Annotated in this window: 18 protein-coding genes; 9 read left to right on the forward strand and 9 right to left on the reverse strand. The window is 46.5% G+C overall.

The window, feature by feature from the left end; all coding sequences use genetic code 11:
- Positions 1–36 precede the first annotated feature (36 nt).
- The 4 genes from AOU00_RS08820 to AOU00_RS08835 all read left to right on the forward strand — a co-directional run bounded on the left by AOU00_RS08820 (position 37) and on the right by AOU00_RS08835 (position 4,957).
- Positions 37–714 (forward strand): response regulator transcription factor, encoded by a 678-nt coding sequence (locus AOU00_RS08820; RefSeq protein ID WP_069290426.1) that lies wholly within the window; start codon positions 37–39, stop codon positions 712–714.
- Complete coding sequence (locus AOU00_RS08825) at positions 711–1,628, forward strand: sensor histidine kinase (protein WP_069292026.1); 918 nt, start codon at positions 711–713, stop codon at positions 1,626–1,628. Before AOU00_RS08820 ends, AOU00_RS08825 begins: the two co-directional genes overlap by 4 nt.
- 108 nt (positions 1,629–1,736) lie before the next feature.
- On the forward strand, positions 1,737–2,414 hold the full coding sequence (locus AOU00_RS08830) for an ABC transporter ATP-binding protein (RefSeq protein WP_069290427.1): 678 nt from the start codon (positions 1,737–1,739) through the stop codon (positions 2,412–2,414).
- Positions 2,411–4,957 (forward strand): ABC transporter permease, encoded by a 2,547-nt coding sequence (locus tag AOU00_RS08835; RefSeq protein ID WP_069290428.1) that lies wholly within the window; start codon positions 2,411–2,413, stop codon positions 4,955–4,957. The genes AOU00_RS08830 and AOU00_RS08835 overlap by 4 nt, the downstream gene beginning before the upstream one ends.
- 111 nt (positions 4,958–5,068) lie before the next feature.
- On the opposite strand, the gene AOU00_RS08840 is transcribed toward AOU00_RS08835, so the two are convergent.
- Entirely contained in the window at positions 5,069–5,599 is a 531-nt protein-coding gene (locus AOU00_RS08840) for a GNAT family N-acetyltransferase (RefSeq protein ID WP_069290429.1), read from the reverse strand.
- Between the two features lie 249 nt (positions 5,600–5,848).
- Here AOU00_RS08840 and AOU00_RS08845 point away from each other — a divergent pair, with 249 nt between their 5' ends.
- The gene (locus AOU00_RS08845) at positions 5,849–6,823 is read left to right on the forward strand and encodes a ring-cleaving dioxygenase (RefSeq protein ID WP_053326124.1); all 975 of its coding nucleotides are present in this window, start codon (positions 5,849–5,851) and stop codon (positions 6,821–6,823) included.
- A 162-nt stretch (positions 6,824–6,985) separates the two neighbouring features.
- On the opposite strand, the gene AOU00_RS08850 is transcribed toward AOU00_RS08845, so the two are convergent.
- From AOU00_RS08850 to AOU00_RS08865, 4 genes are all read right to left on the reverse strand, one after another.
- Entirely contained in the window at positions 6,986–8,683 is a 1,698-nt protein-coding gene (locus AOU00_RS08850; protein WP_053326125.1) for a M3 family oligoendopeptidase, read from the reverse strand.
- A gap of 237 nt (positions 8,684–8,920) precedes the next feature.
- On the reverse strand, positions 8,921–9,730 hold the full coding sequence (gene thiD, locus AOU00_RS08855) for a bifunctional hydroxymethylpyrimidine kinase/phosphomethylpyrimidine kinase (RefSeq protein ID WP_013312022.1): 810 nt from the start codon (positions 9,728–9,730) through the stop codon (positions 8,921–8,923).
- A gap of 197 nt (positions 9,731–9,927) precedes the next feature.
- The gene (locus tag AOU00_RS08860) at positions 9,928–11,334 is read right to left on the reverse strand and encodes a DNA-binding protein (protein WP_069290430.1); all 1,407 of its coding nucleotides are present in this window, start codon (positions 11,332–11,334) and stop codon (positions 9,928–9,930) included.
- 246 nt (positions 11,335–11,580) lie between these two features.
- Positions 11,581–13,491: a bifunctional 2',3'-cyclic-nucleotide 2'-phosphodiesterase/3'-nucleotidase gene (locus AOU00_RS08865; RefSeq protein WP_069290431.1), complete on the reverse strand. Its 1,911-nt coding sequence runs from the start codon at positions 13,489–13,491 to the stop codon at positions 11,581–11,583.
- Positions 13,492–13,748: 257 nt separating this feature from the next.
- Between AOU00_RS08865 and AOU00_RS08870 the strand changes: the two genes are divergently transcribed.
- The 4 genes from AOU00_RS08870 (at position 13,749) to phnE (AOU00_RS08885) (ending at position 17,266) form a co-directional block, all read left to right on the forward strand.
- Entirely contained in the window at positions 13,749–14,717 is a 969-nt protein-coding gene (locus AOU00_RS08870; RefSeq protein WP_025722520.1) for a phosphate/phosphite/phosphonate ABC transporter substrate-binding protein, read from the forward strand.
- A gap of 133 nt (positions 14,718–14,850) precedes the next feature.
- Positions 14,851–15,621: a phosphonate ABC transporter ATP-binding protein gene (gene phnC, locus AOU00_RS08875; protein WP_039273947.1), complete on the forward strand. Its 771-nt coding sequence runs from the start codon at positions 14,851–14,853 to the stop codon at positions 15,619–15,621.
- Positions 15,618–16,472: a phosphonate ABC transporter, permease protein PhnE gene (phnE, locus tag AOU00_RS08880; RefSeq protein ID WP_028541790.1), complete on the forward strand. Its 855-nt coding sequence runs from the start codon at positions 15,618–15,620 to the stop codon at positions 16,470–16,472. Before phnC ends, phnE (AOU00_RS08880) begins: the two co-directional genes overlap by 4 nt.
- Positions 16,469–17,266, forward strand: coding sequence for a phosphonate ABC transporter, permease protein PhnE (gene phnE, locus AOU00_RS08885; RefSeq protein WP_013312028.1), 798 nt, complete (start codon positions 16,469–16,471; stop codon positions 17,264–17,266). The genes phnE (AOU00_RS08880) and phnE (AOU00_RS08885) overlap by 4 nt, the downstream gene beginning before the upstream one ends.
- A gap of 86 nt (positions 17,267–17,352) precedes the next feature.
- Here the strand turns inward: phnE (AOU00_RS08885) and AOU00_RS08890 are convergent, their stop codons facing one another.
- From AOU00_RS08890 to AOU00_RS08905, 4 genes are all read right to left on the reverse strand, one after another.
- Positions 17,353–18,483 carry an aminotransferase class V-fold PLP-dependent enzyme gene (locus tag AOU00_RS08890; RefSeq protein WP_069290432.1) on the reverse strand — a complete coding sequence of 377 codons (1,131 nt, stop codon included), beginning with the start codon at positions 18,481–18,483 and terminating at the stop codon, positions 17,353–17,355.
- 162 nt (positions 18,484–18,645) lie between these two features.
- Positions 18,646–19,521, reverse strand: a complete 876-nt coding sequence (cysW, locus tag AOU00_RS08895) for a sulfate ABC transporter permease subunit CysW (RefSeq protein ID WP_069290433.1) — start codon at positions 19,519–19,521, stop codon at positions 18,646–18,648.
- A 92-nt stretch (positions 19,522–19,613) separates the two neighbouring features.
- The gene (gene cysT, locus AOU00_RS08900; RefSeq protein WP_039273937.1) at positions 19,614–20,447 is read right to left on the reverse strand and encodes a sulfate ABC transporter permease subunit CysT; all 834 of its coding nucleotides are present in this window, start codon (positions 20,445–20,447) and stop codon (positions 19,614–19,616) included.
- Positions 20,448–20,525: 78 nt separating this feature from the next.
- A complete protein-coding gene (locus AOU00_RS08905) occupies positions 20,526–21,587 on the reverse strand; it encodes a sulfate ABC transporter substrate-binding protein (protein ID WP_069290434.1) in 1,062 nt (353 codons plus the stop codon).
- Positions 21,588–21,844 lie beyond the last annotated feature (257 nt).

Consider the following 21,844-nt stretch of genomic DNA (forward strand, 5'->3'; position numbering starts at 1 on the left):
CATTAACTTGATGAATAAAAAAACAGGAGGAAAATGATGAATCACATACTAATCGTCGAGGACGATATCGCCTTGAGTAACGGTATTGTTCTTGCCCTTAAAGAACCTAACAACGTATTTACACAAACGTATGACATTGCTGCTGCAAAAGAACAATTAAACGTTACTACCTTTGACCTAGTCATTCTTGATATTAATTTACCAGATGGAAACGGGCTTGATCTTTTAACAGATATACGAAAAAAAACAACTATACCCGTCATCGTTCTGACTGCGAATGATATGGAAACAGATGTCGTCACTGGTTTTGAACTGGGTGCTGACGACTATATCACCAAACCCTTCAGTCTTATGGTACTGAGAGCAAGAGTTGGCGTTCAGCTAAAGAAATCCAGATACTCGCTTGCAGACTCCACTCAGCTAGACAATTTTTCTTTTTCATTCGAGAGAATGGAATTTATTAAGAATGGTACACCTATTGAACTAAGTAAAACGGAGCAAAAATTGTTGCGCATCCTAATCAATAATCGAGGAAATACCGTTTCGCGTGATCATTTGATAGACAGCATCTGGACTGACGGGGCTGAATATGTAGGTGAAAATGCCTTGTCAGTTACGATAAAAAGGCTACGTGACAAGCTCGAGGATCATCCTTCCTCCCCACAATATATTAAAACGGTTTATGGGCTGGGCTACACATGGGCGTTGAAATGACAACACTCCACTATATATGTATTGGAATTGCCGTTGTTGCTGTATGCACCGCTGTGGGTGCTATTATGCTGTATCGCAGGAGCATCCATAAAACAATGAAAACCATTGAGAACATGCTGGATGCCGCGATAAATGGCAGCTTCTCAGAGGATGTCTTTGATGAATCCGTTCTCTCTGCAATAGAAGCTAAATTTGCGAAATTTCTTTCCATTTGTTCCGTGTCCTCCAAAAATCTGCTTGCCGAAAAGAATAAAATAAATGAGCTGATTTCCGATATTTCACACCAAACGAAAACACCATTGGCCAACATCCTGCTTTATTCCCAACTACTTAGCGAATACGAACTATCACAGGATACCTCCACTTGTGTGAAAGCTCTATCTGCACAGGCCGAAAAGCTTAACTTCCTGATCCATGCATTAGTGAAAACTTCGCGGCTTGAAACGGGGATTATCACGGTATCGCCAAGGCGGGAATCTGTTCAAAAGCTCCTTGATGCTGCACTGGAGCAAATGATGCCAAAAGCAGACGCCAAAGGGATTTCTGTTGTTATGGAGGACACCGTTATTCATGCTTATTTTGACCTAAAGTGGACGAGTGAAGCTGTCTATAACATTATGGATAACGCCATAAAATATACAGAGACAGGCGGAAGCATGATTATAAAAGTGATGGCATACGATTTGTTTTGTCGAATTGATATTACCGATAGCGGCATAGGCATTGCAGAAGGAGAACAAGGTAAAATCTTTACCCGCTTCTATCGCTCCCCCACTGTTAACTCGCAAGAGGGTGTAGGTATTGGACTGTTTTTAGCTAGAGAAATTATCGCTGCGGAGGGTGGTTACATCAAGGTAAGGTCATGCTACGGCAGTGGCTCCACCTTCTCGATTTTTCTTTCTATGGATACTTAATTCTTTCAACACTGTTAGATTTCAGAAAGATTGTGGAAAGATTAGTGTGTTAATGTCTGTACTGTAGATGATTACGATCCAGACATTTTTTTGTGAAGGAGAACGTATATGGCTCTATTAAAAACTCAAGCACTAAAGAAGCATTATGGTAATGGAGATACTGCTGTTCATGCCTTAGATGGTGTGAATCTGGAGGTGGAAAGCGGCGAATTTGTCGCTATTGTCGGTACTTCGGGGAGCGGCAAATCTACCCTTCTGCATATGTTGGGCGGACTTGATCGTCCGACAAGTGGAACCGTTACGATTGATGGTAAGGATATTTCTTCACTGAAAGACGAAGAATTGACTATTTTTCGCAGACGAAAGATTGGCTTCGTGTTTCAAAATTACAACCTGGTACCTGTCTTGAATGTCTACGAAAATATTGTGCTTCCTATTGAACTGGACGGTAAAGAACCGGACAAAGCCCACGTAGATAAAATTGTACATACTTTGGGTCTTGGCCAAAAGTTGAATAACCTACCCAACCATCTATCGGGGGGCCAGCAGCAGCGCGTAGCCATCGCCAGATCATTGGCAGCGAAACCTGCGATTGTTTTAGCAGATGAACCCACTGGGAACCTGGATAGTAAAACCAGTCTGGATGTGATGGGATTGATCAAGGTATCCAGCCAGCAGTTCCGCCAAACGATAGTGATGATTACTCACAACGAGGAAATTGCGCAAATGGCAGACCGGATCATCCGCATTGAGGACGGTAAAATGGTCGGCGGTGAAGGTAAATGATCAAGGTAAAGAACAAAAAAGTAATCCGCAAGCTGGCAGATAAGAGCTTCAAAGTAAACAAAACCCGTAACCTCTTTGCTATTGTTGCCATAGCTCTCACTTCTTTGTTATTTACAACACTGTTCACTATGGGGATTGGCGCTGTGGAAAGCTTACAACGGGCGACCATGCGACAGGTCGGTGGAGATGGACATGCCGTACTTAAATATATAACGGATGACGAATTTAATCATGTCAAGGATCATCCATTGATCAAGGAAATAGCCTATAACCGTATATTAAGCGACCGAGTTATAAACGATAAATTCCTAAAACGCCATACGGAGTTCTGGTATTACGATGATGTAGGGTTGAAGCTAGGTTTTATTGAGCTTAAAGAGGGGCACAAGCCTGTCGCAGAAAATGAAGTGATTGCAGACTCCAAGACGTTGCAGCTATTGGATGTTCCACCGAAGATTGGAGTACCTTTGAGATTAAAGCTTAACATACGAGGTAAAGAAGTACAGCGGGATTTTGTCCTCTCTGGCTGGTGGAAAAGTGATCCTGTATTTAACGTAGGACAAATATTCGCTTCTAAAGCCTATGTCGATGCTCATGCCAAGGAATTACAAAGCAACTATAAAAAGGATCACTTCCATACTGGAACGATTAGTGCATCTATGATGTTCGACAATAGTTTTGATTTGCGAGGAAAGCTCAATAAAGTGATTACCGAAAGCGGTTATTCACTTGACGAAGATGCACCAAACTATATCGCGAATAATGTAAATTGGGCATACATCTCAACCAATTTTAGTTTAGATACAGAGACAATCATAGCGTTAACTTCTGCCCTGTTACTGATCATGTTTACCGGTTATTTGATTATTTATAATATTTTTCAAATATCGGTGATGCGAGATATTCGTTTTTACGGTCTTTTAAAGACGATCGGTACAAGCGGTAAACAAATTCGCATAATTATTCGTAGACAAGCGCTGATTCTATCAGTGTTAGGAACCCCGGTAGGATTAATAGCAGGTTTTTTTATCGGTAAATCGCTCGTACCTTTTATTATAAATATGAGTGTATATAACGGTACTGAGATATCGGTATCTCCTAACCCATGGATTTTTGTCGGATCGGCTTTGTTCGCACTCATTACCGTAATGATCAGCACTTTCAAGCCAGGCAGAATTGCGGCAGCTGTTTCGCCAGTTGAGGCAGTAAGATACACAGACGGAAATACCAAGGGCAGCCGTAAGCTGAAAAAGTCCACTGAAGGCGCTAAAATGATCCACATGGCTCGCTCCAACTTGGGGCGTAATAAAAAACGCACTATTTTAGTGGTGATTAGTCTTTCTTTAAGCTTGGTGCTTCTAAATACAGTATTCACGCTGTCTCAGAGTTTTGATATGGATAAATTTTTAGCCAAATTTAATGATACCGATTTTCTCATTGCTCATGCTGGATATTTCCAGGTTCCGAGTAGTTTTAGTGGGCATGAAAATGAAACCACTGAAAGTTTTATTAAGGCTGTACAGGCACAACCAGGCTTCGAAGAAGGCGGCCGATTATACGGTGACCCAACAGCTTTCACGGCTGAAAATACAAAGGGAATTACGGATGATACCCAGAACACTGACGCTCACGGCAACTTCCTTGTAGACGTGTATGGGCTGGAAGATTTGCCCCTGCATCGGCTGCAGTTGATTGATGGTGAGCTTGATTTTAAGAAAATGGCCTCAGGTAAGTATATTCTGGAGGGAGTCGAACTGAACGACAACGACAAGCCTTACATGGAAAGCATTCATCATAAAGTGGGCGAGAACGTTACTTTGCATAGTTATGTGAGAACAGCAAATGATGCTCCATTGGGTAGAGAGTATTTAACACAAAAGTTTACAGTGCTTGGCCATGTGGGTATCAAATCCACCAATTCAAATCGCATTTCGAGCTATAATAGCTTTTACCTCCCGGCGGAAATATACAAATCACTTGTAAAAGAGCCTGCTATGATGAGCTATGCCTTTAATGTATCTTCAAATCAGGAAACGTCCATGCAGAGCTTTTTGAAGCGATACACAGAAACAATTGAACCAATGATGAGCTATGAATCCAAGATTACATCCAGAAACGCTTTATCAGGTATGCAAACTACTGTTATAATGATCGGCGGCTTGCTCAGCTTGATTATTGGCTTGATTGGTATCCTGAACTTTATTAATGCGATTTTAACCAGCATACTGACCCGCCGCAAAGAATTCGCTATGCTGCAAAGTATCGGCATGACCAAAAAGCAATTGCGCGGAATGCTGATTTATGAAGGACTATATTATGTTGGGGCTACTAGCCTAACCTCTATTCTATTGGCAATCTTATTTTCTCTTTTGATTGTGAAACCGTTATGTAGCCTGCTATGGCTTTTAAGCTATCACTTTATAATTTGGCCACTGTTTGTCTCATTGCCTTTACTGTTATTGCTTGGGATACTTATTCCAGTAGCAGTCTATTCTATGAACAACAAACAAAGTATTGTGGAGCGACTTCGAGAATCAGAGTAGATGCACCTAAAAATAAGAAAGTAAAATACCCATACGCGTCAAAAAAGATGACTTCTAATCCATTCAGAGGTCATCTTTTTATGCTTAGAAAGGTTTTTAGTTGCAGAACAACTATAACCTCCACTCTTCCCGTAAAAGCCCCATTCGGATCGAATCATAATACTCTCCATTATAATATCTGCACTTTCGAAGCCGGGCTTCGAGGGTCATGCCCAGCTTCTCTCCCACCTTCATCATCCGATGGTTTCCTGACCAGGTTGTAAAGCCTACTCTTACTAGAGGCAATGTATTAAACAAATGAGTGATCCATAGTCGGAGTGCCCTCGTACCATAACCACCGCTCCAATACCGTGAATCAAAGATACCTATCCCCATTTCAAGCCATTGAGAAGGCTGATGCTCCCAATAATAGCTCACTGATCCAATGACCTCGCCTTCCACTTCAATGATCCAAAAGTCATCTTGTCCGATTCGCTTTTCCTTCTCTTTTAAATAATCATCAAAAGAAAGTGGCTTATGTTCATAGTAGGGTGCATCCCACTGCTTCCATTCCGGTGCTTCTTCTTTAAAAGTTAACGTCCAAAGAGCCGGCAGGTCTTCTTCTGTAACAGGCCTAATCGTTAAATCCTTATCCGTATACATCGAGTACACTCCTTTTATAATAAAATTTGTTCTATCTATATTGGGCTATATCGGGTTTTATTGTATCTGCTTTTGCATTATTTCGAATTTCTATTTTTGTCCGTCTTTGGAGCTAGTGCAAATTCAAGTTGACAAACAATCAAAAAACATATATCTTAATATCAAGATAATAAATATAAAGAAAAGTTTTTCGACTGTTTATTTTGTTTAGAAAAACCTAATCATATAAAAACCAAGGAGGATAATGACATGAAACTATTAGGATTGCATCACGTTTCGGCGATTACAGCGGCAGCGGCTAAAAATGTTGATTTTTATACTCAGGTAATGGGACTTCGGTTGATCAAGAAAACGGTGAACCAAGATGATGTTAGTGTATATCACCTTTTTTACGGAGATGAGCGTGGAACTGCGGGTACAGAAGTCACTTTCTTTGAAATTCCACATGCGGGACAAACTCGTACAGGAAATAACAGCATTTCAGCACTCTCCCTACGGGTACCGAACGACAAGGCACTGGATTACTGGAAAAACCGCTTCGAGCAGCTGGATGTAAAACATGGCGAAATTACGGATCAAGCAGGACGCCTGGCGCTTTCGTTTGAGGATTTTGAAGGACAACGCTTCTTCCTCGTTTCAGATGAGCATGATCACGGAGTGCGCGGCGGCACGCCTTGGGAGAAAAGCCCTGTCCCTGCCGAATACGGCATTGTAGGACTTGGGCCGGTTCATCTGACCATTCCTAAAGCGGAGAATACCATTCTTATTCTTGAACAGGTTATGGGTTTCCGCAAAAAGGGCTCCTATCCTTCTCCTGTGGCTGGACAACCGGATGTGGTCATCTATGAAACGGGTGAAGGCGGTACAGGAACCGAAGTTCATCTGGAAGAGCGCAACGATCTGCCACAAGAGCGACCAGGACGCGGCAGTGTGCATCACGTAGCCTTCCGTGTTGAAACTGAGGAAGAGCTCAAACAGTGGGTAGACCGTATTGGGCAGCTGCAAATTTCCAACTCAGGCTTTGTAGATCGCTTTTACTTCCGTTCCTTGTACTTCCGTGAGCCGAACGGCATTCTGTTTGAATTGGCAACCGATGGACCCGGCTTTGATACGGATGAAGAACTCGAGTTTCTGGGTGAATCGCTGGCGTTACCGCCATTTTTGGAATCGCGCCGCGCATCTATTGAAGCCAATCTCAAACCGCTTAACACCAAACATGAATAGAGATATATTTAATCTAAAATAAACACAAAGCCGGGACTTTCTACATCATGTAGAGGTTCCCGGCTTTTCTCGTGCAACTGCTCTGCTTTCATTAAAAAAAGCATCTCATCTACAAGCTTTTCAGCTTTGACAGGTAAGCGAAATGCCCTTTTTTAGTTATGCTTACAGCTTTTTATCATCCACACTGTTCAGCCATGCTTCGATTTCTCCGATTACAGAGGCGATACAGCCATCTTGGAACGGCGAGATTAGTCCAGCCAACTCAACCAATCCGGTAAAAGATCGACTTCCTCCGGCACGGCATAGCTTCAAATAATCTTCCCACGCAGCTGTCCGGTCGATACTCATGCGTTTCCAGAATTGGAACGCGCACAGTTGCGCGAGTGTATAGTCAATATAGTAGAACGGGGATTGAAAAATATGACCCTGTTTGTGCCAAAATCCGCCCTGCTCCAGATACTCGTTGCCTTCATAATCCAGATGCGGTTTATACTTACGTTCAATGGAGCGCCATGCGCTTTTACGTTCGGCGGGGGTCCAGTCTGGATGTTCGTATACGGCATGCTGGAATTCGTCCACGGCTACGCCGTAAGGCACGAACAGCAACGATGAGGATAGATGTTCAAAGTGATATTTGTCCGTATCTTCCTCGAAGAACAGATTCATCCAAGGCCATGCGAAAAACTCCATGCTCATAGAGTGGATCTCAGCCGCCTCCATAGTTGGCCAATGGTACTCAGGAATTTCAAAATGTCGGCTTTCATAGACCTGGAAGGCATGACCTGCTTCATGCGTCAATACGTCGATATCACCGGATGTACCATTGAAATTTGAGAAAATAAACGGCGTGCCATATTCACTCAAAAATGTACAATAGCCTCCGCTTTGCTTGCCCTTTTTGCTGATCAAATCCATCAATCCACGTTCGATCATAAAGCTAAAAAATTCATGTGTTTCCGCTGAAAGTTCCTCATACATACGTGCTCCATTACGAATGATCCACTCCGGGTCACCTTTAGGCGTAGGATTGCCTGACAGGAAGTTGAAGCCCTCGTCATAATAGCGAAGCTGATCTACTCCGATCCGTTCGCGCTGCCGCTCCTTCAGCTTGGTTGCCAGAGGAACGATGTGCTTCAGCACCTGCTCGCGGAAATTGGCTACCATTTCGGCATTGTAATCTGTACGTCCCAAGCGGGCATAGCCCAATTCTACGAAGTTGTCATAGCCCAACTTGTGTGCCATGCGCGTGCGTACCTTCACCAGTTCATCATAAATCCGGTCCAGCTCGTCCTCATGCTCACTCATAAATTGATATTTAGCCTCGGAGGCCTGTTTGCGCGTCTCCCGGTTGGTAGCCATTTCAAAAGGCAGGAGCTGCGACAATGTGCGTTCTTCTCCCTCGAACGGGATCTTCGCTGAAGCAATCAATTGAGCATATTCCGAGGTCAGCTTATTTTCCTGCTGTAAATCCTCAATAATATCCGGATGGAACGACTTGAGTGCTACCTCGGCAATACTGAAAAGCTGGCTGCCCCATTGACTCTCCAACTCGGTTCGGAATGGAGAATCCACCAATGCCCGGTAGTAATCGGTTACATACTCCTGAATAACCGGCATGAAATCATCAGCATACTCTTGCTCCGCTTTGTAAAAGGCATCCTCCGTATTAATAGAGTGCCGAACTTCCACCAATTGCAATTGTGTTTCCACATTACTGCGCAGCTTGTTAATCGCATGAATCACTTCATTTTGACGTTCTACGCTGTCTGCTTCACGAAACTGCTGCAACAGCGTTTTAAACCGCTGTTCAATTTCAGGTTGCTCTGGTCGACTGTAAGCCATTTGGCTGAATAATGTCATTGCTTCGGTTCCTCCTTAAATGTAATAAATCTGATGCCTATTATACAGTACGATTAGACCAAACTGGAAGCTGCAATTCCAAAAAAATACAACCTCAAAAGCCGCAATACTATGTATTGCGGCTTTTAAGCCTCATCTAACTCTATATATCAAAAAAGTCATGATCTAAAACAATCTAATATATATTCAGCCTGATGGAGATTTATAAGTCTTTCTAAGATCGCAGACCTTCATGCTTTATTGATTTTGCAAACGATGTGCCGCATGCAGGGTCGGACCGACGAATTCATTCAGCTTGAAGCTACCTTCAATGGCCTGTGTAATAAATCTCTTGGCCTGATCCACTGCTTCGCGTACAGTCAGCCCTTGTGCCAAACCAGCCGTTACCGCTGCCGAAGTGGTGCAGCCTGCACCGTGGGTAAAGTTTGTTTTTACAACATCGGCTTCAAACCAGTCAAAAGTGATTCCGTCATATAGCAGATCCATCGCTTTACCTGCGCGAATTTTGCCACGGTCCTTGATCAGTACATGCTTAGCTCCACGCTCATGGATAATCGCAGCCGCTTCCTGCATCTGCTCCAGTGTCGTGATCGGTCCATTCTTCGCCAGTTGCGAAGCCTCGAACAAGTTCGGTGTTACCAGGTCAGCGCCAGGAATCAACAATTCCAGCATCGCCTCTGTATTTTCCGGCTGAAGCACTTCATCCGTGCCTTTGCAGACCATAACCGGGTCAATTACGATCCGCTTCAGATCATGCTTTTTCAAATGGCTGGCTACCAGCTCGATAATTTCAACGGAACCAAGCATACCGGTTTTCATCGCATCAAAACCGATACCTTCCAATACAGTACGCAGCTGCGCTTCTACCACATCCAACGCAACAGGATATACAAGATGATCCCAGGTTTTAGGACCCATCGCTACTACGGTTGTCAATACGGTCATACCATATACGCCAAGCTCCTGAAAGGTTTTCAGGTCTGCCTGAATACCCGCTCCACCGCTTGTGTCGGAGCCGGCTATCGTTAATGTTTTGGGAATCGTCATTTGTACATGCTCTCCTTCACTTTCTATGCTGCATTTATCCTAATCCCGCTTGCGAAACTTGTCAACGCGCAAAACGGTCCTTTCTATGTTAAAAGTCACAAGCGACAGCAGCAGCTAAAAAACGAGAACATCCCCTTTTGAAACAGGAACATCCTCGCAATAACGTGTTATATGAAGAATTCGAATGAAATTTGGAATTATAAATATCCACCGGTACTGTGATCATAGGCATGATTCTTTTCATTTGCACGTACGCCCAGACACAGACTCTGATACAGCTGCTGCTGTTCCGGTGTAGCAAAATTCCGATGCTGCTCAAATAAAGCCATACAACCAATGATATGTTCGGTATAGCTATTATCGACAGACAGTTTCAAGCAATGCAGTATTTGTCCCACTCCCTCGGGGTAATCGCCTTTTCGGAAATAATATTCCGCATACACCTTGCAAAAGGATGCAAAGCGAAATGCATTAAAGTGCTTGCGATAATGAGTGTCCCATCGTTCCGGTGCAAGTTCCCAGAAGCTCTTGAGTTGCTGACTAAACAGTCCCAGTTCGGCATCCACGAAATAACCGAACCGGTTCGCCGATTCGAGCAAGGTGTTCAGTCCTTCCAGTGTCTCATCCGGATGCTCACGCAGGTAAGTAATATATTCATAGATTGCAGAAGTGTTGCCCATTTTAATTTCAATACAAAGTCGGTTGCCCTGTGCATATACACGATGTAGGTTGACTACTTTCCAGCCTTCTTCGTCTAAACCCTCAAACCAGCTCAAATCTGCATAACCTTCAATCCATTGCTTGGATTCCTCATATCTGCCCTGAAACTCATAGCAGCTGGCCTTGAGCAGATGCCCCTGAGCATAGTAATAAACGAGCGGTTTAAGCAGCTCCAGGTGCTCATCTCCAAAACGGTTCCGATTGCGATACAATGCCTGCGCCAGCTCTCTTAGCTCGTCCGCATACATTTCCATCTCGGACCATTGCATTTTTAAAGCAAACACTTGAGATAGCATATGTAAGCCTTCCAGTGCGTAAATTTCCGGTAGACGACTACGGTACAAATGGAATTGTACAGCAGCCTTCAAGTTCCGTTGGTTATCCTTAATCTGAATCTGGAATATACGGAAATAGCTGATCGCCAACCGTTCAGAGTGGGTATACTTCTCACTCTCGATGACACAATCATACAGAAGCATGGCGGCTTCATGTCTGCCATCCTCAAACATCGCTTCTGCGGTCTCAAAAATAGCAGGAACGTTCGATAAATCGTCCATCAAATAGCCAAGTACACTGCGTATACACTCCAGCTTGTTCAACTCTGAGCAACGTAGGAGAAACGGACGCAACCTCCTCCAGTGTGGTAAGGAATGAATAAAACATTCATCCACATACATCTCGAACAAAGATCCTTCTTCCAATCCCATGGCCTCGGTAATCAGATCAAGCTGATTGACTGAGATAGGCCGTGGTGGGTTCCGATTAAGTATACCGCTAAGTGTACCCGGATTTACCTTGGAAGCATCTGCAAAACATTGCATTGAAATGCCTTCACTTTGAATATACTTTTCTATTTCTGCGCGGATCGTGGTGTTTTTTTCCAAAGGGACACCCCCTCAAACGAATGATGGTGACTTTTTCATTACCTTTTAAACCAAAATTTGTTTAATCAAAGTATATGTCTATTTATACGAGAGGTCAATAACTTTAAACACGACTCAGGACATATAAAATCACGAATTTTGTACGATTTTAAAACTGTTTTATGAAAAAAGACCGTCCTCTGCGGGACAGTCTATTTCTATTATTTTGATGCTGTGGACTTATAGGACAAAAACTAGTTAGCAGTTCTACCGTGAACTTCCGAAATCGATGGCAAACTTAGCATATCCCTCTACTGTTAACCCTTCATAAAGCAACTCCGAATAGGCATTAGCGGCATCCGTTGCTTGCGGCGAGGTCAGGAACGTCACATGCGGACGCCCTGACCATGGGGCGAGGGACCAATGGCCGTCAGCTTTTGGCGTCAACGTCTTCATATGCCGCACATATTCGGTCAGCACATGACGGTTCTCATCCGGTGAAGCAAGTATAATTCGCTCTCCACCCGGATTGACCAGCGCAGAGGAAAACGCGCGATAGTTATTCGTAATAACCAGATAATTTTGCTGCATATCCATCGGTTCGCCATCAAAAGACATCTGAATGATTCTGTGTGCATCTGGGTCCTTTAGGCCCCCGTCAGCATCATATCTGGCTGGCTGTGTTACATCAATCTGATACCTGATGCCGTCGATGATATCAAAATTAAAGCTTGGAAAATCAGAATTAATCAGCTCTTGCTCTTGTTCTGCTGAAGGATCAATTTGCCGGAATTGTCCAGCAGACCACTCTAGCCATTCCCGGATTTCCGTTCCGGTCAGTCGAACGACATGCAGCGTATTCGGAAAATTGTACAGATCGGCGATATGCTTGATCGCCAACGTCCCCGCCGGAATATGGGTATAGTATGATGGGCCATATCTGCCGCCTGTTTTAAAAGGAGCTGCTGCCGACAGAACGGGCAATCCTTCGTACTCGCTCCCTTGCATCTGCTGCTTCACATACCACATTTGCGCATCATTCACCAGCTGAACCGAAGCATCATCCATCACCTGAGCAAAAAAGCTGTTCACCGCCATCGTCGTCTGACCTACAGGTGCACGAATATACTCCAATGTTCCGGCGTGCTCTTCTGCTACCGCCAGCTGAATGGCAGTATCCGGTTGTACCAGCGCCTCCTTGCGTATCGGATCATACACCGGGCGTACCTCGGCAGCAGATGCAGCCACTTGCCACTTCCCTCCACTAAAGGCCAGCTCCAGATCAATGATACCCAGATGATCCCCCCAAAAACCCGGTTCCACTGCTGGAATATCGTGGATGGTACCTCGCTCTAGATCAACACCTGTTTTCCCCATAAACGAAGGTCCGGGAAATACTTTATGTGCATGACCAAACACAATGGCATCGATCCCTTCCACCCTGCTCAGATGCAGCACTGCATTTTCCATATCAAGCGTTTCGGGAATATCCTCTAAGCCTGCATGGGGCATGGCAATGATCAGATCGGCTCCCGCCGCCTTCATTTGTGGAATAAACCGTCTTGCCGTTTCCAGCATATCTTTGACAATGATTTTTCCCTCCAGCCACGCCTTGTCCCATTGCATAATTTGCGGAGGGACAAAGCCGATGACCCCCACCTTCAACAGATGCTTACCGCCTGCTTCATCCTCTACCGCCTTATCCAGCAATAGATAAGGTGTAAAGTAATTTTGTTCTTGTTCTCCCGCTATATAAATGTTGGCATTCACATAAGGAAATTGCGCTCCTTGAAGGCAAGTCTGCAAGTATTCCAGTCCATAGTTAAATTCATGATTCCCGATATTACCTGCCTCATATCCAAGCAGATTCATGGCTTTATAGGCGGGATGCACCGCGCTTGGGTCTTGTTGGATTCGCTGTACAGCATAATCTCCCATTGGATTCCCCTGAATCACATCTCCGTTATCCAGCAGCAGGTGATTGTGCACCTCCGCCCGGGCTATTTGAATCAAGCTGGCTGTTTGCGCCAGACCGTAATGCAGCGTTTCCTGATCCGTATAATAATCGTAATTCCACAAACTGACATGCAAATCGGTTGTAACCATAATGCGAAATTTCACTCTCACAAGACTTACATTGTCTTGGTCTGCCTTTTCGTTAATATCCAAAATATCCAATCTTGTTCTCTCCCTCAGCTTCGGTCATAGAGCTTGAACAAGTCTAACAGAGCACTGTTAAGAGAATGTTAAAATAAGCATTTCGCATAAATCCAGAAAATGGTTTTTACCATACGATAAATTTTACATCATTTTTACCAAAGTCAGGAGTGGTTTTAACCCTAGCTGTGGGACTAGCTGTTAAGATTTGGTTTGTCACAGCATTTACAGGTTTTTAATTTTATTTTCGTTATTACTATGTTTAGGGGGAAATTATTTTGTTCAAAAAAGCACTGACCTTGTGCATGACCTTCACACTGGCAGCGGGTCTAGCCGCTTGTGGATCCAATGCAAGCAATAACAACAGCGCGTCCACTCCGGGTACAGATGGCTCTAAAAACGAAAGCACAGCCTATGTTCCTAAGGAGTTAAAGGTACAGTTCGTTCCTTCTCAAAATGCAGATACGCTCGAAGCCAAAGCCAAACCGCTCGAAAATCTACTGGGTGACAAGCTTGGAATCCCGGTGAAAGTAACGGTATCTCCTGACTACAATACAATTGTGGAAGCCATGTCTTCCAAGCAGGTAGATGTAGGATTCCTTCCGCCGAATGCTTATGTACTGGCCCACGATAACCGTAAAGCAGCCGATTTGCTGTTGCAAGCTCAACGCTACGGCATTGAAGATGCTACAGGCAAGGACACGACTGAAAAAGTAAACTTTTATAAAGCAATGATCGTGGTGAAAAAGGATTCTCCGATTCAAAGCCTAGCTGATCTGAAAGGCAAGAAGGTTGGCTGGCAAAATGTAACCTCCTCCGCAGGCTACGTGTACCCTGCAGCAGAACTGAAAAAAGCTGGCGTGGACCCGGACACGGATGTGCAGGGTGTGACAATCAAAGGCCACGATGCTGCTATTCTGGCGTTGCTGAACGGTCAAGTTGATGCGGTAGCTGTTTTCCAGGATGCACGTAACACGGTGAAGAAGGAAATCCCGGATGTATTTGAAAAAACTCGCGTCATTCATTACACAGCTAAAATTCCAAATGACACCGTCAGCGTACGTTCTGATATGGATCAAGCGTGGAGAGACAAGATCAGCCAAGCCTTTATTGACATTGCCAAAGACCCTGCAGGCGGCGAGATCATTAAAGAGATTTACACCCATGTAGGTTATGAAAAGGGTGACGATAAAAACTTCGACTCCGTGCGTGAATACGCCGAAGCCGTTGGCCAAGCGGTTAAGTAATCGGAGCAAACTAGATACTGTAATGAAGTAACAGCTAGGAAACAGGCTTTACGAATGACAGGGCAGCACCGTCCATGTATTCATGGCGGTGTTGTTTTCATTCCACCCCATCGGGGGAGAAAGTTGGGAGCATATGATCGAATTCCGTAACGTATCGAAAACATACCCGAACGGCACCAAAGGGTTGAACCATATTAATTTGACGATTCAGGAGGGAGAAATGGTCGTCATCGTCGGCTTATCCGGTGCAGGTAAGTCTACCCTGCTGCGTTCCATTAACCGACTGCATGACATTACGTCCGGCGACATTGTCGTGGGTGGCAGGTCCGTCACGTCTGCTGGAAGCAGCGAGCTGCGGCGCATTCGCCGTGATATCGGCATGATCTTTCAAAGCTTCAATCTGGTTAAGCGTTCGACAGTGCTCCGCAATGTACTTTCCGGCCGCGTCGGCTATCATTCGACGCTGCGGACCATTCTCGGTCTCTTCCCGAAGGAGGATATCGAACTGGCACTAACAGCGCTGGAGCGCGTGAACATCCGCGAAAAAGCTTACAGCCGGGCAGATGAACTGTCCGGTGGCCAACAGCAACGCGTATCCATCGCCCGCGCCCTGGCGCAGGAGGCTAAAATCATTCTGGCGGACGAGCCTGTCGCATCGCTGGACCCGCTGACCACCCGCCAGGTCATGGATGACCTCCAGCGCATCAACCGTGAAATGCAGATTACGACCATCGTCAATCTGCATTTCATTGATCTCGCGCGCGAATATGCAACGCGGATCATCGGATTGCGCGCCGGGGAAGTGGTCTTTGACGGCACACCGGAGGAAGCCACGGATGAGGCCTTTGCGGAGATCTACGGCCGGGCCATCAAGCATGATGAGCTGCTGGGAGTGGGATCATGAAGCCCGACTCTACTGCCCAGCCGCTCTCTTCGACGCAACCGTCACCGCATGCTGGACCGCCACAGCCAAGCAAGCCGCCCGCAGGGCCACCTTTGCCAGGACGTTACAAGCGTTATGCCACCTGGATGATTTTTATCGTGGTGCTGGTAGCCTGCTCCATTCATACGGATGCCACACCTTACCAGTTGATCGTCGGCTTGCCGGAGATGGGCAAATTGTTGGGCGAAATGTTTCCACCCGACTGGAGCTACCTGCCTACCATCTGGAAACCCATGCTGGAAACGATCCAGATCGCCATTGTCGGCACGACACTGGGAGCCATATTGGCGATCCCTGTCGCGTTGCTGTGTGCCTATAATGTGATGCCGCGCAAACTGATTTCGCTGCCGATGCGCACGATCCTGAACCTAGTACGGACAATTCCTGATTTGCTGTTTGCCTCAATCTTTGTGGCGGTGTTCGGCATCGGGCCGTTTGCAGGGATGCTCGCCCTGCTCTTCTTCTCCTTTGGCATCATAGCCAAGCTGACCTTTGAGGCGATTGAAGCCATTGATCCCGGGCCGCTGGAAGCCATGACCGCTGTTGGCGCGAGCCGCATTCAAGTCATCGCCTTTGGTGTGGTTCCGCAGGCTCTTCCTTATTTTGTGTCGTACTTACTGTATACCTTTGAGGTTAATGTGCGCGCGGCTTCCGTTCTGGGCCTGGTCGGGGCTGGCGGTATCGGTCTGTTGCTTGACCGTTCTCTGGGGCTGTTCCGATATGATCGGGCAAGCATCATTATTCTACTGACCCTCGTCATCGTCCTTGCGATTGATTACGGCAGTAACCTGCTACGGAGGAAATTATTATGAATGATCCTACGCTTCGCAGACCTATTGGCTCCCGCCTACGCCTATGGGCGATAGCTATTCTGCTAATCATCATTTATATTTGGGCTTTTCGCGGGATGCAGTTTGAAGGATTACAGGGAACGGCTAAAAGTGTCTCTGTCGCTATATTGGACGGCTTCCTTCATCCCGACTGGTCGTTCGTCTACATCCCTGAGGGAGAGGATTTGCTGCGCGGGTTGCTGGATACGCTGGTCATTTCAGTGCTCGGAACCTTCGTGTCCGCATTTGTCTGCCTTCCGTTCGCCTTTTGGGCGTCCAGCAATATGACCCGTCTACGTCCCTTATCGGGTAGCGGGAAATTTGTGCTTAGTGTCATCCGGGTTTTTCCCGAAATGATCGTCGCCATCCTATTTATCAAAGCCGTTGGCCCCGGCTCGTTTGCGGGTGTGCTTGCCCTCGGCATTCACTCCATCGGCATGCTGGCGAAGCTTTTCTCGGAAACGATCGAAAGTGTCGATCACGGGCCTCAAGAGGCTTTGATCGCGTGCGGTGCCAACCGTTGGCAGGTGATTTTCTTCGCCGTGCTACCGCAGGTGATTCCACAGTTTCTTTCGTATTCGCTTTACCGTTTTGAAATTAATATCCGTTCCGCTACCACGCTCGGTCTGGTCGGTGCAGGTGGTATCGGTACTCCGCTACTGTTTGCACTCCAAATGCGCAACTGGAACCGTGTAGGCGTTATCTTGCTCGGCATTGTGGTCCTGATCATTTTGACGGATCTGATTTCCGGCTGGCTGCGCAAACGGATCGTATAATTAAATTCTAAACGTCCAAAAAGCCTCTCCTGTGTAAAAAGGGATGTTATACTCCCATTCACTCGGAAGAGGCTTTTGCCGTTCGTTCACCATCGCCCTGCCAATTCATCTATGACCCGTCGGACTTCCTCAGCCGTATTGTAAAAATGCGGAGCCACACGGATAACATCCTTTCGTGCTGAAACGATCATATTTTGGCTTCTCAAATTCCTTTCCACAGCCGACACGTCGGCTACTTCAACAGCGAGCAGGCTTGGTAATGTGCCTCCCCTGTAAGGTACACGTATGTGTAACCCTTTGCGCCGTCCATATTCAACGGAAAAATCCAACAACTCACTCATATAGGCCTGAATACTCGTGACTCCAATCTCCAGCAGCAGCTTTAAGGCCGCATTGGCGGCAAAAATGCTAATGAAAGAAGGCAATCCCGTCTCAAAGCGTCGGGCTCCCGCCGCCGGAACCGGGTGAGCAATATCAAACCGGGAAGCGGGCTTCTGCCCAAGCCAGCCTGTAAGACGGGGCTTGAAGCGGTCTATTCGGTCCTTGCTTACATAAAGAAAAGCCACGCCCGGAATTCCAAGCATATATTTGCGTGCTCCCGCGACCAAAATATCTACGCCCATTGCCTTTACATCCACTGGAATGATCCCTGCAGACTGATAAGCATCCACAAACAGCAACGCCTGATTTCGGTGAGCTATGTCTGCAATGGATTTTAAATCCTGCTGAAATCCGTTGGTATAGTTCACTTGTGACACCATAACGAGTGCAGTTTTCTCCGTAACATGCTCCTCATACTGCTCTATCGTCACTTCTCCCTCGATGGAGGGGATACAGCAGATGTGATCCCGGAACATCTCCTGTGCCTGCCAGATGTGTCCCACCGTCGGAAAGTCGGTGTCCGCATACACAATGCCTTCTTTTCCCGGTACATAAGGAAGGGCTGTGGCCACCCCGGCAATCGCCTCAGAGGCTGAGGACAGGACCGCAATTTCGTCAGGCTCCGCCCCAATGAGCTTGGCAAAATGCCCTCTAGCCTCCTCCAAACGTGCCATAGACAGATCGCCGTTATGACCGTGTTGCAGCAAACTTCGATGATATTCCTCAATGGCAGCGGAAACCGGCCTTGATACGGCCCCCTGGGAACAACTCCCTACATGGATATGTGAGGACAGCACTGGAAACAGCTGACGGTAGGACTGAAACGGATGTTTCATTTTTCCCTTCGCTCCTCCTGGGCACACCAACGTGCCTTGATATAATCATTTTATTATCCATATAAGCCACCTTAGAACAAGGGCCTCTCTTCCCATCTTCTCGCCGTTAACAGACGATAGACGCAAAGAGAGGCCCTGAGGAATCATATACAAAATCATAAATTAATGCACGCGTTTGCGTCCAAACCAGCTTTTAAGCACCAAAGTAGCCAGAGCTAGTAACAATAACAACGAGGCCACCGCAAAAGATGCCGAGAACTGATATTCGTTATACAAAATTTCTACATGCAGCGGCAGTGTATTCGTCTCTCCCCGGATATGTCCAGAGACGACGGACACTGCACCGAACTCACCCATGGCTCGCGCATTACACAAAATGATGCCATACAGCAGACCCCACTTGATATTCGGCAGCGTCACTTTCCAGAAAATGCGCCAGCCGCGCGCGCCCAGCGTGACCGCCGCTTCTTCCTCCTGCTGTCCCTGATCTTCCATCATTGGAATGAGTTCTCGCGCCACAAATGGAAAGGTGATGAACAGCGTCGCTAAAATAATACCAGGCAGAGCAAATATAATTTTAATATCATGCTCGTCCAACCACGGTCCAAGCCAGCCCTGTGCGCCGAACACTAATACATACATCAGCCCTCCGACGACAGGAGAGATGGCAAAAGGTAAATCAATCAAGGTGACCAGCAAGCCTTTGCCGCGAAATTGAAATTTCGTGATCAGCCAAGCGGCAGCTACACCAAATACCGTATTCAGCGGTACCGTTATCGCTGCCACCAGCAGCGTCAACCGCAATGCAGACATGGCATCTGGGTCCCGTAACGCTTCGACGTAGACGCCCCATCCTTGCTTGAGCGCTTCGGTAAGCACGACGATTAGCGGCAATACCAGCACCCAGAGCAAAGCTAAAAAAGCAGCACCAATCAGCGTCCACTTCACCCAAGTGGCCTCGGTCGTGACCCTGTTGGGCGGTGCGGATGAAGGCACTGGTGCAGAAGCAAGCTCCTGCCCAGTTATTGCTTGTGACATGGTGTATCCCTCCTTAGAATGCGGGTATCATGCGCAGCCCTGTATGTTAACGTTAGATAATTACATTAGACAGTTGCGTTTAGGCAGTTACGTTAAACTGCACGGCGCCGTGACCAGCGCTGAATGCTGTTAATCACGAGTAGCAGCACGAATGAAATCACCAACAGCATCAACGCTACCGCCGTAGCTCCTGCATAGTCATTTTGCTCCAGCTTGGACATGATGAGCAATGGAGCAATTTCCGTTTTCATCGGCATATTGCCAGAGATGAAGACGACAGAACCGTACTCGCCAATACCACGGGCAAAGGCGAGCGCAAAACCCGTCAGCAGCGGTGGCACCAGCTCCGGCACAATAACGCTGCAGAAGATACGCCATCTGCCAGCTCCCAGCGTAGCAGCGACCTCCTCCTCATCCTTATCCAGCTCCTCCAAAACCGGCTGAACTGTCCGTACGACGAACGGAATGCCAATAAACATCAATGCTAGCGTAATTCCCGTCTGTGAGTATGCCAGCCTCCATCCAAGCGGTTCAAACAATGAACCGATCCAGCCGTTCTGCGCATACAGAGCAGTCAAAGCAACCCCCGCTACGGCAGTAGGCAAAGCAAAGGGCAGATCAATCACCGCATCAAAAATTCGTTTCCCCGGAAACTCATAACGCACCAGCACCCAGGCTATCAATAAACCGAGAAACAGGTCGATCAGCGCCGCAGCCGCGGCACACAAAAAGCTTACCTTGTAGGAAGCCAGCACCCTAACATCAGTCGCCACGTCCCAAAATTTTTCCCACGTCAGTCCAGTTGAATTCAGAAGCAGTGCCGATAAAGGCACCAGCACCACCAGACTGAGATACAGCACACTAAAACCCATTGTTAACCCGAACCCGGGAAGTACGCGTTTTCGGGTGGCTTGCACTTGACTCATGTTCTGTTCATCCCTCTCTGAATCCATTCACTATGACACTCGCGGCTACCGATCAATCGCTTACACAGTCCACCTATTTTATGAACTGCCGGGTACATAAATCTGGTCAAAAATGCCTTTGTCGCTGAAATGCTTCTGCTGCGTCTCCTTCCATGTCCCGAATACATCCTTCAAGGTTACGAGCTCCAAGTTAGGAAATTGGTCCTTGAACTTTGCCGTCACACTCTCCAGTGTTGGGCGATAATAATTTTCGGCAGCAATGGTCTGCCCTTCTTCACTGTACAAATATTTCAGGTACGCGTCCGCCACCTCGCGTGTACCTTTTTTATCTACCACCTTATCGACTACTGCTACCGGAGGTTCAGCCAATATACTGATCGATGGATATACGATATCGAATTTATCCGCACCCAGCTCCTTCACGGAGAGCAATGCTTCATTTTCCCATGCAATCAGTACATCGCCAATTCCACGCTCTACGAAAGTCGTTGTCGCTCCACGTGCTCCGCTATCCAGTACCGGCACATGCTTATACAGGTCCTGTACAAACTGCTGGGCTTTAGCTTCATCGTTATTGTTCTTCTTGAGCGCATAGGCCCAGGCTGCAAGATAGTTCCAACGTGCCCCGCCCGAAGTTTTAGGATTCGGTGTAATAACTTGCACATCGCCACGGATTAAATCGTCCCAGTCCTTGATCCCTTTCGGGTTCCCTTTGCGCACCAGTAACACGATGGTTGAAGTGTACGGGGCGCTGTTATGCTCATATTTACTTTGCCACCCTTTAACAAATCCTTTTTCCTGTAGCGCATCAATATCGTAGCCCAGGGCCAGAGTTACCACGTCCGCATCCAGCCCGTCCTGCACAGAACGACTTTGCTTGCCAGATCCTCCATGAGATTGCTTGATCGTAACCTTCTGTCCTTTTTCCTTCTCCCAATGGGCGGCAAACGCTTTATTATATGCCTCATACAGCTCACGGGTCGGATCATAAGAAACATTGAGCAACTCCACTTCCTTGGAACCGGCAGCAGAACTACCATCCGCCTGCGTCCCTCCCTTGCTTGCCCCGCAAGCGCTCAGCATAATCGTTAAAACCAAAGATAGTCCGAGAATAAGTCCACTTTTCCATTGCCTTTTCATCAAGACACCCCGCATTCTATGTAATTTGTATTCATTTACGCCTGTTATTTACAGACATAATCAAAAAAAGAGCGGAGAATTCCCTGATGCAGCTCTGATAGGTCAAACCTGTCGCGTGGACAGTGTCTGCCTGCTGTTCCTAGAGGTTCTCCGCCAAAATGGCGAGATCATACTTTAATTCTTTAATTCCTACCTGTTTAATGAGTTATATGGATATAATACGAGAGTTTAGGAGTGATGTCAAACCTTTTTTTGGT

Source organism: Paenibacillus polymyxa (assembly GCF_001719045.1).
GTDB classification, from domain to species: domain Bacteria; phylum Bacillota; class Bacilli; order Paenibacillales; family Paenibacillaceae; genus Paenibacillus; species Paenibacillus polymyxa_B.

Bases quoted from the DNA above. Each gene is read 5' to 3' on its own strand.
- AOU00_RS08890 (WP_069290432.1), bottom strand. From the start codon at position 18,483: ATGAAACATCCGTTTCAGTCCTACCGTCAGCTGTTTCCAGTGCTGTCC.
- AOU00_RS08905 (WP_069290434.1), bottom strand. From the start codon at position 21,587: ATGAAAAGGCAATGGAAAAGTGGACTTATTCTCGGACTATCTTTGGTT.
- AOU00_RS08830 (WP_069290427.1), top strand. From the start codon at position 1,737: ATGGCTCTATTAAAAACTCAAGCACTAAAGAAGCATTATGGTAATGGA.
- AOU00_RS08850 (WP_053326125.1), bottom strand. From the start codon at position 8,683: ATGACATTATTCAGCCAAATGGCTTACAGTCGACCAGAGCAACCTGAA.
- AOU00_RS08820 (WP_069290426.1), top strand. From the start codon at position 37: ATGAATCACATACTAATCGTCGAGGACGATATCGCCTTGAGTAACGGT.
- cysW (WP_069290433.1), bottom strand. From the start codon at position 19,521: ATGTCACAAGCAATAACTGGGCAGGAGCTTGCTTCTGCACCAGTGCCT.
- phnE (WP_013312028.1), top strand. From the start codon at position 16,469: ATGAATGATCCTACGCTTCGCAGACCTATTGGCTCCCGCCTACGCCTA.
- cysT (WP_039273937.1), bottom strand. From the start codon at position 20,447: ATGAGTCAAGTGCAAGCCACCCGAAAACGCGTACTTCCCGGGTTCGGG.
- AOU00_RS08845 (WP_053326124.1), top strand. From the start codon at position 5,849: ATGAAACTATTAGGATTGCATCACGTTTCGGCGATTACAGCGGCAGCG.
- AOU00_RS08825 (WP_069292026.1), top strand. From the start codon at position 711: ATGACAACACTCCACTATATATGTATTGGAATTGCCGTTGTTGCTGTA.
- AOU00_RS08840 (WP_069290429.1), bottom strand. From the start codon at position 5,599: ATGTATACGGATAAGGATTTAACGATTAGGCCTGTTACAGAAGAAGAC.
- phnE (WP_028541790.1), top strand. From the start codon at position 15,618: ATGAAGCCCGACTCTACTGCCCAGCCGCTCTCTTCGACGCAACCGTCA.
- thiD (WP_013312022.1), bottom strand. From the start codon at position 9,730: ATGACGATTCCCAAAACATTAACGATAGCCGGCTCCGACACAAGCGGT.
- phnC (WP_039273947.1), top strand. From the start codon at position 14,851: ATGATCGAATTCCGTAACGTATCGAAAACATACCCGAACGGCACCAAA.
- AOU00_RS08835 (WP_069290428.1), top strand. From the start codon at position 2,411: ATGATCAAGGTAAAGAACAAAAAAGTAATCCGCAAGCTGGCAGATAAG.